The 14,286-nt window shown below is 64.4% G+C and carries 15 protein-coding genes; 10 read left to right on the top strand and 5 right to left on the bottom strand.

The annotated features are described in order from the left end of the window. Positions 1–37 precede the first annotated feature (37 nt). On the top strand, positions 38–547 hold the full coding sequence (locus QTL98_RS05425) for a cupin domain-containing protein (protein ID WP_445681206.1): 510 nt from the start codon (positions 38–40) through the stop codon (positions 545–547). A 30-nt stretch (positions 548–577) separates the two neighbouring features. Here the strand turns inward: QTL98_RS05425 and QTL98_RS05420 are convergent, their stop codons facing one another. Further along, a complete protein-coding gene (locus QTL98_RS05420) occupies positions 578–1,390 on the bottom strand; it encodes an AraC family transcriptional regulator (protein ID WP_445681205.1) in 813 nt (270 codons plus the stop codon). A 140-nt stretch (positions 1,391–1,530) separates the two neighbouring features. Between QTL98_RS05420 and QTL98_RS05415 the strand changes: the two genes are divergently transcribed. Together QTL98_RS05415 and QTL98_RS05410 are read left to right on the top strand one after the other, a co-directional pair. Beyond that, the gene (locus QTL98_RS05415; protein ID WP_445682092.1) at positions 1,531–2,226 is read left to right on the top strand and encodes an O-methyltransferase; all 696 of its coding nucleotides are present in this window, start codon (positions 1,531–1,533) and stop codon (positions 2,224–2,226) included. Further along, the gene (locus QTL98_RS05410; protein ID WP_445681204.1) at positions 2,226–2,972 is read left to right on the top strand and encodes a siderophore-interacting protein; all 747 of its coding nucleotides are present in this window, start codon (positions 2,226–2,228) and stop codon (positions 2,970–2,972) included. The genes QTL98_RS05415 and QTL98_RS05410 overlap by 1 nt, the downstream gene beginning before the upstream one ends. Positions 2,973–2,985: 13 nt before the next feature. Here the strand turns inward: QTL98_RS05410 and QTL98_RS05405 are convergent, their stop codons facing one another. Both QTL98_RS05405 and QTL98_RS05400 read right to left on the bottom strand, forming a co-directional pair. Further along, positions 2,986–4,137 carry an alpha-hydroxy acid oxidase gene (locus QTL98_RS05405; protein WP_445681203.1) on the bottom strand — a complete coding sequence of 384 codons (1,152 nt, stop codon included), beginning with the start codon at positions 4,135–4,137 and terminating at the stop codon, positions 2,986–2,988. A 75-nt stretch (positions 4,138–4,212) separates the two neighbouring features. Next, positions 4,213–5,007: an IclR family transcriptional regulator gene (locus QTL98_RS05400; protein WP_445681202.1), complete on the bottom strand. Its 795-nt coding sequence runs from the start codon at positions 5,005–5,007 to the stop codon at positions 4,213–4,215. Between the two features lie 201 nt (positions 5,008–5,208). On the opposite strand from QTL98_RS05400, the gene QTL98_RS05395 reads away from it, so the two are divergent. The 7 genes from QTL98_RS05395 (at position 5,209) to QTL98_RS05365 (ending at position 12,600) form a co-directional block, all read left to right on the top strand. Then, positions 5,209–5,946, top strand: coding sequence for an SDR family oxidoreductase (locus QTL98_RS05395; protein WP_445681201.1), 738 nt, complete (start codon positions 5,209–5,211; stop codon positions 5,944–5,946). A 102-nt stretch (positions 5,947–6,048) separates the two neighbouring features. Further along, positions 6,049–7,554, top strand: a complete 1,506-nt coding sequence (locus QTL98_RS05390) for a sugar ABC transporter ATP-binding protein (RefSeq protein ID WP_445681200.1) — start codon at positions 6,049–6,051, stop codon at positions 7,552–7,554. 33 nt (positions 7,555–7,587) lie between these two features. Then, the gene (locus QTL98_RS05385) at positions 7,588–8,565 is read left to right on the top strand and encodes an ABC transporter permease (protein ID WP_445681199.1); all 978 of its coding nucleotides are present in this window, start codon (positions 7,588–7,590) and stop codon (positions 8,563–8,565) included. A gap of 130 nt (positions 8,566–8,695) precedes the next feature. Continuing rightward, entirely contained in the window at positions 8,696–9,604 is a 909-nt protein-coding gene (locus QTL98_RS05380; protein ID WP_510637548.1) for an ABC transporter substrate-binding protein, read from the top strand. Between the two features lie 109 nt (positions 9,605–9,713). Then, entirely contained in the window at positions 9,714–10,556 is an 843-nt protein-coding gene (locus tag QTL98_RS05375) for a fumarylacetoacetate hydrolase family protein (RefSeq protein ID WP_445681197.1), read from the top strand. Beyond that, positions 10,553–11,833: an L-fuconate dehydratase gene (locus tag QTL98_RS05370; protein WP_445681196.1), complete on the top strand. Its 1,281-nt coding sequence runs from the start codon at positions 10,553–10,555 to the stop codon at positions 11,831–11,833. The genes QTL98_RS05375 and QTL98_RS05370 overlap by 4 nt, the downstream gene beginning before the upstream one ends. Next, a complete protein-coding gene (locus QTL98_RS05365; RefSeq protein ID WP_445681195.1) occupies positions 11,833–12,600 on the top strand; it encodes an L-fucose dehydrogenase in 768 nt (255 codons plus the stop codon). The genes QTL98_RS05370 and QTL98_RS05365 overlap by 1 nt, the downstream gene beginning before the upstream one ends. A gap of 10 nt (positions 12,601–12,610) precedes the next feature. Here the strand turns inward: QTL98_RS05365 and QTL98_RS05360 are convergent, their stop codons facing one another. Together QTL98_RS05360 and QTL98_RS05355 are read right to left on the bottom strand one after the other, a co-directional pair. Beyond that, a complete protein-coding gene (locus tag QTL98_RS05360; protein WP_445681194.1) occupies positions 12,611–13,003 on the bottom strand; it encodes a GFA family protein in 393 nt (130 codons plus the stop codon). Between the two features lie 91 nt (positions 13,004–13,094). Continuing rightward, on the bottom strand, positions 13,095–14,228 hold the full coding sequence (locus tag QTL98_RS05355) for an FAD-dependent oxidoreductase (RefSeq protein ID WP_445681193.1): 1,134 nt from the start codon (positions 14,226–14,228) through the stop codon (positions 13,095–13,097). Positions 14,229–14,286: the final 58 nt, after the last annotated feature.

Raw genomic sequence — 14,286 nt, 5'->3', positions numbered from 1 at the left:
CCAGCCGCAATCAGACCGGCACAGAGGGAGACCCCGCATGGCGGACAAGCCGCTCATCACCAATATCGCCACGACCCCGGAAACCGCCATCGAGGCCGGGCAGCACTGGACGAGCTACTACAAGCCGATGACGCCAGGTTTGCCGCGCAGTGAAGGGCGGCTCGGCATGAACATCACACGCCTTCCGGCAGGACAGGTCGGCTGTCCCTTCCATGATCATCTGATCGAGGACGAGATTTTCTACGTGCTCTCCGGCCACGGCGTGCTGCGGTACGGCGACAGCGTCACCGCCATCGGCCCGGGCGACTGCATCTCCTGCCCGGCCGGCAAGGGCATCGCCCACCAGATCGCCAATCCGGACGGACCGGAAGACCTCGTCTACATCGCCGTCGGCCTCAACCACCCGCACGAAGTCTGCACCTATCCCGACAATGGCAAGGTATCGGTGCGCGGCCTCAAGACGGTGGGCTATCTGAAGGCTGCGCCTTATGCCGAGGGCGAACCCTTTCCGCCGCGTATTCTTGCGATGGCCAGGAAGCTTGCTTGAAGCCCCCCTCTGTATCAGACAGGGGCACTCTTAAAGCCGGCCCGAATAACGCTCGGTCATATATCGCCGGGGCGAGGTGCCAAGCGTCTTGCGGAACATCGTTACGAAGCTGGGCACACTCTCATAACCAAGGTCGTTTGCAACCTGCTGGATCGAGGCGCCGCCGGAGAGCCATTTGACGGCAAGGATTACGCTGAGCTGCTGACGCCAGCGACCGAAGCTCATGCCGGTTTCCTTGACGATCAGCCTCAACAAGGTGCGTTCGCTCATCCCCGCCCGCCGGGACCAGCTCTCCAGCGTGCCCCGCTCTTCCGGCGAGGCCATCATCGCGTCAACGATCCGGCGCAGCCGGGCATCGACCGGCATCGGCAGATGCAGATCCTCCACCTTCGCCATGGCAAGCTCGTCCAGGAGAACAGACACGAGGCGCGAGTTCACCCCTCCTTCCTCATAAAGGTAGGGCAAGTGCGCTGCACGGGCGAGAAGCTCCCGCAGCAGCGGCGTCACCGATACCGCACAGCACACCGCCGGCAACGGCACCCCGACATTCCGGTCAATGAACGCGTTGTAACCTTCAAGCGGACCCGTTGCCTTGACGCTGTGCAGCGCGCCACCGGGTATCCACAGGGCGCTGCGCGGGGGCACGATCCAGAGCCCGCCCTCCACCTCGCAGCTGAGCGCTCCCCGCTGGACGAGCATGATCTGGCCCTTGCTGTGGGCATGGCTGCCGAGTTCGAAGCCATCGACGTCCGCCATTTCCGCCCCAAAGGCCACAATCGGGCGCGGCACCTCGTCAGGCTCAATCCAGTCGGTTTCCCCGGAAGGGCGGTTCAGGATCGGCAAGGTTTCTCCAAAGGCATGACAGCGGATTGGCGTCTTTGAATAACATTCTGTCTATTGTTCGTAATGACGTCAAATTCTGCACCTTATACGCTGCGCCTCTCCTGACAGTTTGACCTTCACAAGCAGGTAGGATGGTTTCCGTGACCACATTGAGCAGCCGGCGTGTCGCCGACACCCTGGACAAACTCCACCATGAGGCCAAGATCGCCGATCAAGCGCATATCGAAGAGATGATGGCCTTGATGGAAAGCCCGGGGGCGGACGCCGCGCAGGTCGTCGAAACCCTGCTGGCACAGGAGCGGGCGGACAATCAGGCGACCTATCGCCGTTATGCCAATAACTTCCTTGCGGTATCGCCGGCCTACGGACGGTTCCTCTACGCAATGGCACGAGCCTCCGGCGCGACCCGGATCGTCGAATTCGGCACCTCGATGGGGATATCGGCGATTTATCTGGCGGCGGCCATCCGCGACAATGGCGGTGGCATCCTCATCGGCACAGAACTGGAACCTGGCAAGGTTTCCCGGGCGCGGACCAACCTTGAAGCAGCGGGTCTGGCCGATCTTGTCGATATCCGGGAGGGCGACGCCCTCGAGACGCTCCGCGGAGTCGTCGGCACGATAGATCTGTTGCACCTCGACGGTGCGTTTTCGCTTTATCTGCCGGTGCTCAAGCTCGTCGAACCCCGCCTGAAGACCGGCGCCACGATCCTCGGGGAAAATGCCTTTGAGCCGGAATATCTGGGCTATGTCCGCGATCCGGCGAACGGATACCTCTCGCAGCCGCTGCCGCTGGACGAAGGCCGGGGTAACGAATTCACGCTGAGGGCCGCCTGATGCCCAGTACGGAACCGCTGGAAAGCCCGGCCCCCAGGCCGGCCGGGCGTCTCGGCAAGGCCCTGATGCGCCTGCTGATGAAATCCGCGGCTGTGACCGCCGTCGAGCGGCTATCGGACAGCTTCCGCCTGATCACGCTGGAAGGTGCAGCACTCAGGGACCTGCCCTGGATAGCCGGGCAGAAGGTGCAGGTCGCGATGGGATCGGCCTTTGTCGCCCGAACCTATACCCCCATTGATTGGGATAGCACGGCCGGATGGACCCGCATTCTGGGATACGCACATGGCAGCGGACCGGGAAGCGCCTGGGTTCGCGGGCTCAAGGCCGGCGACAGATGCGAATTCTTCGGCCCCCGGAGCTCGTTGGACACGCGCCGCCTTTCCGGCCCGCTTGCCGTCTTTGGCGACGAAACCAGCCTCGGCCTTGCTTGCGCACTTTACCGGCAGGACCGGACACGGTCCGTCGCCTGCCATTTCGAAGTCCGCGATATGGAGGAATGCGCAGGAGCCATTGCTCAACTTGGCCTGCCGGATGCCGGACTGACGGCAAGACAGGATGGCGACACCCATGTCCTGGAGCTCGCCGCCACGCTGCCGGCCCTCGCCAAGGCCGGCGCCTCTTTCGTTCTGACCGGGAAAGCCGGCACGATACAGAAGCTCCGCCAAAGCCTCAGGCAACTGGGCGTTGCCTCTGCACGGGTCGTGAGCAAGGCCTATTGGGCACCGGGCAAAACCGGCCTCGACTGAGGCCGGCGCCCCCTCAGACACCCCGAAACCGCAGATTGTCGCGATTAAGGTCTGCCACCTTCGACGCTCCCATCAGCCGCATGTCGCGCAGCAATTCCGCCTTCAGCTGGGTCAGCGCGCGTTCGATACCGGGCTGGCCGGCGGCGGCGAGGGCGTAGAGGTAGAAGCGGCCGAGGCCGACGGCCTTTGCGCCCAGCGACAAGGCCTTCAGCACATGGGTGCCGCGCTGGATGCCGCCATCGATCATCACATCGAGCCGGTCGCCCACCGCCTGCACGATCTCGTCGAGCTGGTCAAAGCCGGTGCGTGAGCCATCGAGCTGGCGGCCGCCATGGTTGGAGAGAACGATGCCGGTGCAGCCGATATCGGCGGCGCGGCGGGCATCGGCCACGCTCATCACGCCCTTGAGGCAGAACTGGCCGCCCCACTCCTCAACCATCGCCGCCACATCGTCCCAGTTCATCGACGGGTCGAGCATTTCGGTGAAATAGCGCCCGATGGTGAGGGTATCGCCCTTCATGTCGATATGGGCATCGAGCTGCGGCAGCGAGAATTTTTCGTGCGTTACGTAGTTGATGCCCCACATCGGCTTCATCAGGAACTGGGCAAGGCCGGCTGGCTTCAGCTTGAAGGGGATGGAAAAGCCGGTGCGCAGATCGCGCTCGCGGTTGCCGCCGGTAATGCTGTCGACCGTCAGCATCATGACCTTGATGCCGCTTTCCTTGGCCTTCTGCATCATGGCGCGGTTAAGCCCGCGGTCCTTGTGGAAATAGAACTGATAGACCTGCGGGTTCCTGTGCTTCTTCGCCAGTTCCTCCATCGACACGGTGCCGAGCGAGGAGCAGCCGAACATGGTGCCGAACTTTTCCGCCGCCGCGGCCGTGGCGCGCTCGCCCTCATGATGGAACAGGCGCTGCAGGGCGGTGGGGGAGAGATAGACCGGCAGGTCGATCTTCTGGCCCATCACGGTGACGGAGAGGTCCACATCGGAGACGCCACGCAGCACGCTGGGCACCAGATCGCAGCTCTCGAAAGAGGCGCTGTTGCGCCGCAGCGTTACCTCGTCATCCGCGCCGCCATCGATGTAATTGAAGATCGGCCCCGGAAGACGGTTTTTGGCCAGACGGCGGAAATCATGGAAATTGTGGCAATCGGCAAGACGCATCGGACGGGGCTTCTTCCTTGGGGCGGACCGGCGACTATAAGGCCTTGATCCGGCGCAGTTTGAACAGGTTTTTGCTTATTCCGGGTAAGAGAGTTCGGCTGCGACCTTCTTGAGCGCGGCGAGCGCACGTTCGCGCGCCTCGGTGCCCTTGTCTTCCGGATGTTCGATATAGGCGCAGGTCAGCACCCCGATCGCCTCATGCCCGTGGCCATAGACCGGCACGCTGAGGTCGGTCACGCCGACCAGCTGGCCGGAAGGTTCGGTGCGGGAGCCCTGGGCGCGGATGGCATCGAGATGTTCGGCCACATCGGCAATGCGGCCCTCGGCATCGGCGACGCCCCACACGCCCAGCGTCTCCACCACCCGGTGCGGCGGCTGGAAGGCCAGCAGCGTCAGGCCGGAGCCGGTGGTCAGCAGGTCGATCTGGCCGCCGAGCCGGGCCCGGAATTCAAAATGCGCGTTCGGCGTTGCCTGGGCGACGATGATGCCGATGCTCTGCTCCGGCACCACCAGATGGCAGGACTGGCGCTGCTCGCGGGCAAACTCGTCCATCAGGGGCTGGGCCTTCGCCACCAGCCGGCGCAGCGGCGGATGCCGGGTGGCGAGCAGATAGAGCTTCATGGTGAGGGCGTAACGGTCGCCGCCCTCAATGCGCGTGACATAACCGCGCGCCACCAGCCGCTCCAGCATGCGGTAGATCTGCGAGGGGCTGAGCCCCATGGCCTTGACGATCTCGGCCCGGGTCAGGCCGCGGGCCTGGTCCGCCAGAACCTCAAGGATATCCAGCCCCTTATCGAGAGCGGGCGCGCGGTAACGGTCCGCGGCGGCATCCGCAGCCGCCTTGGGGGCCGCGCCTCCCGTCTTCTTCATCGGCATTCATTCCTCCCACCACCCCTTTCGGGGCATCACCGGGCTTTGCGCCTCGTCTTAACCGGCAAGGCCGCATCCGGAAAGCACCTGCCGGAGAGCCCGCCTCGTAATTCATACTTGCACCGTCAATTCATATGTGAACTATATATTCATATAAGAACCAAACAAGGTGTTTGGGAAAAGGGATATCCGGAGGAAACGGTGCGTCTTCAGGACAAGACCATTCTGGTGACTGCCGCCGGGCAGGGCATCGGGCGGGCGAGTGCGCTTGCGCTGGCAGCGGAAGGGGCGAAGGTTATCGCCACCGACATCAAGGCCGAGCTGCTGACGGACCTTCCCGGAATCGAAACCGCCGTTCTGGACGTGACCGATGGCGAGGCCGTGAAGGCGATTGCCGCGAAAGCCGGCCCGCTCGACGGGCTCTTCAACTGCGCCGGCTACGTGCATAACGGCACGATCCTCGACATCTCCGACGAAGCCTGGGATTTCAGCGTCAGCCTGAATGTGACGGCGATGATGCGCCTGACGCGTGCCTGCCTGCCGGGCATGCTGGAGCGCTGCAAGGAAAAGGGCACCGCCGCCATCCTCAACATGGCGTCGATGGCCTCCTCCATCAAAGGCTTCCCGAACCGCACCGCCTATGGCGCAACCAAGGCGGCGGTGATTGGCCTCACCAAGGCCGTCGCGGCTGATTTCGTGAAGCAGGGCATCCGCTGCAATGCGCTGTGCCCCGGCACCGTGGATACGCCGAGCCTGCGCGGGCGCATTGCCAGCGCGGCCGACCCGGTGCAGGCGGAAAAGGACTTCATCGCCCGCCAGCCGATGGGCCGGCTGGCAACCGTTGCCGACATCACACCGATGGTCGTCTACCTGCTCTCGGACGAAAGCCGTTTCGTCTCCGGCCAGGCGATGTCCGTCGATGGCGGCGTGACGATCTGACGGGAAGCCGGTGCCCGTCGGCGCCGGCTCCCAAAAAAGCAAAGGCCGCCGATAAAGCGGCAATGACGGGCGCAAAGCCCGCGAGACAACCGGGTGGAAATCATGACGGCTCTTGTGAAGCTCGATACCATCGAGAAGCGCTTTCCGGGCGTGCACGCCCTGAAATCCGTCAGTTTTGAGCTGAATGCCGGCGAGGTTCACGCCCTGATGGGCGAGAATGGCGCGGGCAAATCCACGCTCATGAAGATCCTCTCCGGCGTCTACCAGCCCGATGGCGGCAAGATCATTGTCGACGGGCTGGAGGTGAGCCTGCCGACCCCGCGCACGGCGCAGGCGCTCGGCATCGGCATCGTGCACCAGGAACTGGCGCTTATGCGCGACCTTACCGTGGCGCAGAACATCTGGATCGGGCGCGAGCCGCGGCTCTCCTTCGGCCGGCTGGACGAGGCGAAGCTGAACGCCGATGCCGCCGCCATTTTCGAGAGCATGAACATCCGCATGGACCCGCGCGCCATCGTCGGCGAGCTGACCATCGCCCGCCAGCAGATGGTGGAGATTGCCAAGGCGCTCAGCTACCGCAGCCGCGTGCTGATCATGGATGAGCCGACGGCGGCACTGAATGATGCGGAAATAGCCGAGCTTTTCACCATCCTCAGGCAGCTGCGCACCGAAGGCGTGGGCATCATTTATATCAGCCACAAGATGGACGAGATCAAACGCATCTCCGACCGGGTGACGGTGATGCGCGACGGCGCCTATGTCGGTACGGTGAATGCCGCCGAAACGCCGATCTCGCAGATCATCTCCATGATGGTGGGGCGCGAGCTTACCGACGAGCAGGCCCGTATCCCCGACCTTTCCGCCGCCCCGATGGCGCTGGAGGTAGAGCACCTCTCCCGCGGGCATGAGCTGAAGGACATCAGCTTTACCCTCAAGCAAGGCGAGATCCTGGGTTTTGCCGGGCTGATGGGCGCCGGCCGCACCGAACTTGCCCGCGCCATCTTCGGCGCCGAGCCGGCGCAAAGCGGCGAAATCCGCGTGCATGGCAAGCCGGTGCAGATCGGCAGCCCTGCCGATGCGGTGAAGGCCGGCATCGGTTATCTCAGCGAGGACCGCAAGCATTTCGGCCTCGCGCTCGGCATGGATGTGCGCGCCAACATCGCCATGGCAAGCCTGCCGCGTTACGCCGACAAGCTCGGCCGCATCAACGAGGCGGCGCTCGCCCGCATCGCCCGCGACTATATCGACATGCTGAACATCCGCACGCCGGGGGATGCGCAGGAAGTGCGCCTGCTCTCCGGCGGCAACCAGCAGAAGGTGGTGATCGCCAAATGGCTGCTGCGCGACTGCGACATCCTGATTTTCGATGAACCCACGCGCGGCATCGATGTAGGCGCGAAGGCGGAAATCTACCGCCTGCTCACCGAACTCGCCCTACAGGGCAAGGCCATCATCGTGATCTCCAGCGAGCTGCCCGAAGTGCTGCGGCTGTCGCACCGGATCGCGGTCATGTGCGAGGGACGGCTGACCGGCATCCTGCCCGGCGGCGCCTCGCAGGAGGAAATCATGGCGCTGGCAACCGAGCGTGAAGCGCTCGCTGCCGAATAAGCAACAGACCAGAGCGCCCAACGGAGAAAAAGAATGAGCGAGAAGGAAGCCCGCAAGGGCAGCGCCCACCAGAAGCTGCTCGCCTTTGCCAGCCTGATCGTGCTGGTGATCGGCTTTTCGCTGGCGAGCCCCAACTTCTTCCAGGTCGACAATATCCTGTCGATCCTGCAGGCCACCTCCGTCAACGGCGTGCTGGCAGTGGGCGTGACGATGGTGATCATCACCGGCGGCATCGACCTTTCCATCGGCACGATGATGACCTTCTGCGCCGTGGTCAGCGGCATGGTGCTGACCTGGCTCGGCCTGCCGCTGATCCTGGGCGTGATTGCCGGCATGGCCGCAGGCGCGGCCTGCGGCCTCGTTTCCGGCACCCTCATCGCCAAGGCCAAGATCCCACCCTTCATCGCCACGCTCGGCATGATGCTGGTGCTTAAAGGCCTGTCGCTGATCCTGACCGGCACCAAGCCGATCTATTTCAACAACACGGATGGCTACACCGACATCTCGCAGGGCTCGCTCATCGGCGACCTGCTGCCGGTCTTCCCCCTGCCGAACGGCGTGCTCATCCTCTTTATCGTGGCCGCCATCGTGGCCTGGGTGCTCTCGCGCACCGTGCTGGGCCGCTACACCTTCGCGCTCGGCTCCAACGAGGAAGCAGTCAGGCTTTCCGGCGTCAACACCGACGCCTGGAAGATGGGCATCTATGCCCTCGCCGGCTCCATCTGCGGCATTGCCGGCATCCTGATTTCCAGCCGCCTCAACTCCGCCCAGCCGGCCCTTGGCCTTGGTTACGAGCTGGAGGCGATCGCCGCGGTGGTGATCGGCGGCACATCCCTTTCCGGCGGGCGCGGCACGGTTCTCGGCACGCTCATCGGCGCCCTCATCATGTCGGTGCTCACCAACGGGCTGCGCATTCTTTCGGTAGCCCCGGAATGGCAGACGGTTGTTACCGGCGTGATCATTATCGCCGCGGTTTATGCCGACCAGATGCGTCGGCGCTCGGCGAGGTGACCTCAAGGGGGGCGGGGGCCGCGCGGGAGTGGCCCCTCTCCCCCTCGAGTTTTCAAAAGCAGCAAAACAAGTCCAACCCAGGGAGACGAAACAGATGGTTACAAGACGCACCCTGATTGCGGCAGCCGCCATGGCCGCCATGATCACCTCCGCCGGCCCGACCTTCGCGCAGGACAAGGTCTATATCCCGCTCATCTCCAAGGGCTTCCAGCACCAGTTCTGGCAGGCCGTGAAGGCGGGCGCCGAGCAGGCCGGCAAGGAGCTGAATGTGGAAGTCAGCTTTGACGGCCCGGATAACGAAACCCAGGTCGACAAGCAGATCGACATGCTGTCTGCCGCGCTCGCCAAGAAGCCGGCCGCCATCGGCTTTGCCGCGCTTGACAGCCAGGCCGCCATTCCGCTGCTCAAGAAGGCGCAGAAGGAAAACATCCCGGTCGTGGCGTTTGACTCGGGCGTCGACAGCGACATCCCCGTGACCACCGCTTCCACCGACAACATCGCTGCCGCCGCGCTGGCCGCCGACAAGCTGGCCGAGATGATCGGCGGCGAAGGTGAAGTGGCCGTGGTGTGCCATGACCAGACCTCGCGCACCGGCGTTGACCGCCGTGACGGCTTCCTTAACGAGATCAAGGCCAAATATCCGAAGATCAATGTCGTGACCGTCGAGTACGGTGGCGGCGACCATCTGAAGTCGACCGAGATCACCAAGGCGATCATTGCCGCCCATCCGAAGCTGAAGGGCATCTTCGGCACCAATGAAGGCTCCGCCATCGGCGTAGTCAACGGCGTGAAGGAAATGAACGCCAAGGTCGTGATCGTCGGTTACGACAGCGGCAAGGCCCAGAAGGATGCCATCCGCTCCGGCCTGATGGCAGGCGCCATCACCCAGAACCCGGTCGGCATCGGCTATGAGACGGTGAAGGCCGCCCTGGCCGCCACCAAGGGCGAAAAGCTGCCCAAGCACATCGATACCGGCTTCTACTGGTACGACAAGACCAACATCGACGATCCGAAGATCGCCGCTGTTCTCTACGACTGATCCCCGTGATCGCATGACACCGGCAGCCCTGCCCGCCTTCCCCGCTTTCGCAGCGGCACTGGCGGGCAGGGCTGCCGGCCCCTGATTTGATACCCCCTCGAGGACAGACATGAAGCTGCTGCGCTATGGCCCCGCGGGCCAGGAAAAGCCGGGCCTGCTCGATGCAGCCGGCCGGATCCGCGATCTCTCGCCCCATGCGGATGATATTGCCGGCGACGTCCTCACCCCCGGCGGCCTTGCAGCGCTGGCTGCCCTTGATGTGGAAAGCCTGGCGCTCGTCCCCGGCACTCCCCGTATCGGCCCCTGCGTGGGCCGGGTGGGCAAGTTTATCTGCATCGGCCTGAACTATGCCGACCATGCCGCCGAGAGCGGCATGGCGATCCCCAGCGAGCCGGTGGTCTTCAACAAATGGACCTCGGCCATCTGCGGGCCGGATGACGATGTGGAAATTCCGCGCGGCTCGACCAAGACCGACTGGGAAGTCGAGCTGGGCGTCGTGATCGGCAAGGGCGGGCGGTATATCGAGGAGAAGGATGCCCTCTCCCATGTGGCCGGTTACTGCGTGATCAATGACGTGTCGGAGCGCGAATGGCAGATCGAGCGCGGCGGCACCTGGGACAAGGGCAAGGGCTGCGACACCTTCGGCCCCATCGGCCCCTGGCTCGTCACCCCCGATGAGGCCGGCAATATCGACGATCTGAAGATGTGGCTGGAAGTCGACGGGCACCGTTACCAGTCCGGCTCCACCGCCACCATGATCTTCAAGGTGCCGCACATCATCGCCTATCTCAGCCGCTTCCTGTCGCTGCAGCCGGGCGATGTGATCTCCACCGGCACCCCGCCGGGCGTCGGGCTGGGGCAGAAGCCCCCGGTCTATCTCAAGGGCGGCGAAGTGATGCGCCTTGGCATTGAAGGGCTGGGCCAGCAGACCCAGAAAGTGGTGCGCGCATGACCAAGATTACCGGCCTTCGCACCGTCGACGTGCGTTTCCCGACCAGCCAGCATCTGGATGGTTCGGACGCCATGAACCCCGACCCGGACTATTCCGCCGCCTATGTCATCCTGGAGACGGACAGTGCCCATGAAGGCCATGGGCTGACCTTCACCATCGGGCGCGGCAACGAGATCTGCATTGCCGCCATCGAGGCGCTGAAACCGCTGGTAGTCGGGCTCGACATGGCATGGGTGGCGGCCGATATGGGCCGCTTCTGGCGCCACATCACGTCGGACAGCCAGCTGCGCTGGATCGGCCCCGACAAGGGCGCCATCCATCTGGCGACCGGCGCGGTGGTGAATGCGGTGTGGGACCTCTGGGCCAAGCTGGAAGGCAAGCCGGTGTGGCAGCTGGTGGCCGACATGTCGCCGGAAGAGCTGGTGCGCTGCATCGACTTCCGTTACCTGACCGACTGCATCACGCCGGAATGGGCGCTGGAGTTCCTGACGAAGCAGGCCGCAACCAAGGCCGGGCGGGTGGCGACGCTGAAGCGGGAGGGTTACCCCTGCTACACCACCTCCGCCGGGTGGCTGGGTTATGATGATGCCAAGCTGCGGCGCCTGTGCCGCGAAGCTGTCGATGCCGGCTTCAAATACATCAAGATGAAGGTCGGCCGCGATCTGGCCGACGATATCCGCCGCCTGACCATCGCCCGCGACGAGGTTGGCCCCGACATCAACCTGATGATCGATGCCAATCAGGTGTGGGAAGTCGATCAGGCTATCGACTGGGTAAAGAAACTCTCCTTCGTGAAACCCTGGTTCATCGAAGAGCCGACCAGCCCCGACGATGTGGCCGGCCACCGCAAGATCCGCGAAGCGGTGGCGCCGGTGCAGGTGGCGACCGGCGAGATGTGCCAGAACCGCATCATGTTCAAGCAGTTCATCATGCAGAGCGCCATCGACGTGGTGCAGATCGACAGCTGCCGCCTTGGCGGGCTCAATGAAGTGCTGGCGGTGATGCTGATGGCGGCAAAACACGGCCTCAAGGTGTGCCCGCATGCCGGCGGCGTGGGGCTGTGTGAATATGTGCAGCACATGTCGATGATCGATTATCTGTGCATCGCCGGCACGCGCGAGGGCCGGGTGATCGAATATGTCGACCATCTGCATGAGCATTTCCTCGATCCGTGCGTGATCAGGGATGCCGCCTACATGCCGCCGACGATGCCGGGCTTTTCCATCCAGATGAAGGCAGATAGCCTCAAGACCTATCGCTTCAAGAGTGCCGCCTGATGGATTTGCATCTTAAGGACAAGGTGATCGTCATTACCGGTGGCGGCTCCGGCATCGGCGCCGGGATTACCGAAGTGCTGGCCGAGGAAGGGGCCCGCCCCGTCATCCTCGCCCGGCGCCCGCCGGATACCGGCTGGCTCCGGAAGACCGGCGCGGATTTCGTGCAGGTGGAACTCTCGGATGATGAAGCCTGCCGGGCGGCCATCGCCACGGTGCAGGCGCGCCATGGCAGTGTGCACGGGCTCGTCAACAATGCCGGCGCCAATGACGGTATCGGCCTTTCCAGGGGGCCGGATGCCTTCCGCGCCAGCCTTAACCAGAACCTCATCCATTATTACCTGATGGTGCAGTTGCTGCAGGACGACCTGAAAGCGAACAAGGGCGCCATCGTCAATATCAGCTCCAAAACCGCGCTTACCGGCCAGGGCAATACCTCGGCCTATGTGGCGGCCAAGGCGGCGCAGCTGGGGCTGACGCGGGAATGGGCGGTGGAGTTCCTGCCCTTTGGCGTGCGCGTCAATGCCATCGTGGTGGCGGAGGTGATGACCCCGCTTTACCAGCGCTGGCTCGGCACATTGCCGAACCCGGAGCAGAAGCTGGCTTCCATCACCGCCAATATCCCGCTGGAAAAGCGCATGACGACGGCGCGCGAGATTGCCGATACTGCGGCCTTCCTGCTCTCCGACCGGGCCAGCCACACCACTGGCCAGTGGCTTTTCCCCGACGGGGGATATGTGCATCTCGACCGGGCGCTGAGTGCGGAATGAGGGCTAGCCGCTAGTCCTCATACCGGCCAGCACTCTCCCGGTTGCGCTCATATTGCCGGGCGAGCGGGAACGGCGGCAGCCAGGCCTCGCGGCGGATGGTCCAGAGTTCGTAGGTGGGTTTCAGCCGGTTGGGCTCGTCCAGCGCACCGAGGCTCACCTCGACCTCATCTTCCCACCGGGCAAAGACGGAGGAACCGCACTGCGGGCAGAAATGCCGGCCCGCATGCTCATGGGTCTTGCCCGTTATGGTTACTGCTGCTTCCGGAAACATCGCGGCGGCGTAAAACAGGGCGCCGTGATGTTTGCGGCAATCAAGGCAATGGCAGATGCCGACCCGGTAAGGCCGGCCTGTCGCCACGAAACGTACGCCGCCGCACAGGCAGCCGCCCTTGTACTCCTCCATGTCGACCCCCCCTTTCTTGTCCGGCGCCATAGGGCCGGACAAGAAAGGCTATCAGATGGCGGGGCTGGCGCAGAGGCCCTGCCCCGGCAGCTCACGCAGCCCGGAAGGCGCCGACAAAAAACTCGACGAGGCCATAGGGCGCATTTTCGCCCAGACACAGCTTCTGCATCATATGCGCCCCGGCGGCCGCGGCCTCGCTGCGGGCAAACATCACGCTTTCATAAGCCGTGAGCGCCGCTTCGATATCGCCGGGATGGGCGACGATGGCGAGCGCGAGTTCGGCACCATCCAGCATGGCAAGGTTGGCGCCATCCCCCGCCGGCGGCATCAGATGCGCGGCGTCTCCCACCAGCGTTACCCCCGGCACCCGCTCCCAGCGATGGCCGGTGGGCAGGGTGTGGAGCGGGCGCGGCACCAGCGGCTGATCGCTGTCGGTAATGAGCGCGGTGAGCTGGGGTGCCCAGCCGGCGAACTCGGCGGCAACACGCGCCCTGGCGGCAGCCTCGTCGGTAAAATCGATCCCGCCAACCCACTCGGCCGGGCGGCCAAGCGCGATATAGGCGTGCAGCACGCCTGACGGCTCCCGGTGGGCGAAGATGCCCTTGCCCGGCGCCAGCGCAAAAAGAGCGCCGCCGCCAACCGCCGCTGCGGTAGCCGGGTGGCGGGTATCTGCCTCTTCCAGCCAGCTTTCGATGAAGGTCGTGCCGAAATAAGCCGGCTGGGCATCCGACAGCAGAGGCCGCACCCGCGACCAGGCACCGTCCGCCCCCACCAGCAGCCGCGTGGTGGCAGAACCGCCATCGGCAAAAAGCAGCGTGCGCCAGCTATCGCCCAGCGCGCGGGTGCCGGTTAGCTTGCGGCCCCATTGCACGGTACCTTCGGGCAGGCTTTCCAGCAGTAGCCGGCGCAACTCCCCGCGCAGCACTTCCGGCCGGCCGCCGGTGCCGTCATCCGGCTGGTCGAGCAGCACCATGCCGCGCTGGTCCAGCACGCGCGAGGCTTGCCCGCCCTCGTGGACGAGAGCACGGAACTTGTCATGCAGGCCGGCGGCTTTCAGCGCCACCTGACCGTCATGCTCATGGATATCCAGCAGCCCGCCCTGTTTGCGCGCCTCCGGCGAGGCGTCGGCCTCATAGATGGTGGCGGGGATGCCGTGGCGATGCAGCACGCTGGCAAGGGCAAGGCCGCCGAGGCCTGCCCCGACGATGGTGACCGGTGTCGTCATCAGTTCTGCCTTTCAGGAAGGGCCGGCGGGACCAGCCGCAATGCGCTTGGAACGCCGT

It is taken from the genome of Radicibacter daui (assembly GCA_030657355.1).
Taxonomy (GTDB): domain Bacteria; phylum Pseudomonadota; class Alphaproteobacteria; order Radicibacterales; family Radicibacteraceae; genus Radicibacter; species Radicibacter daui.
Note: the sequence above shows the minus strand (reverse complement) of the source record. Positions and strands in the feature narration are given on the sequence as shown.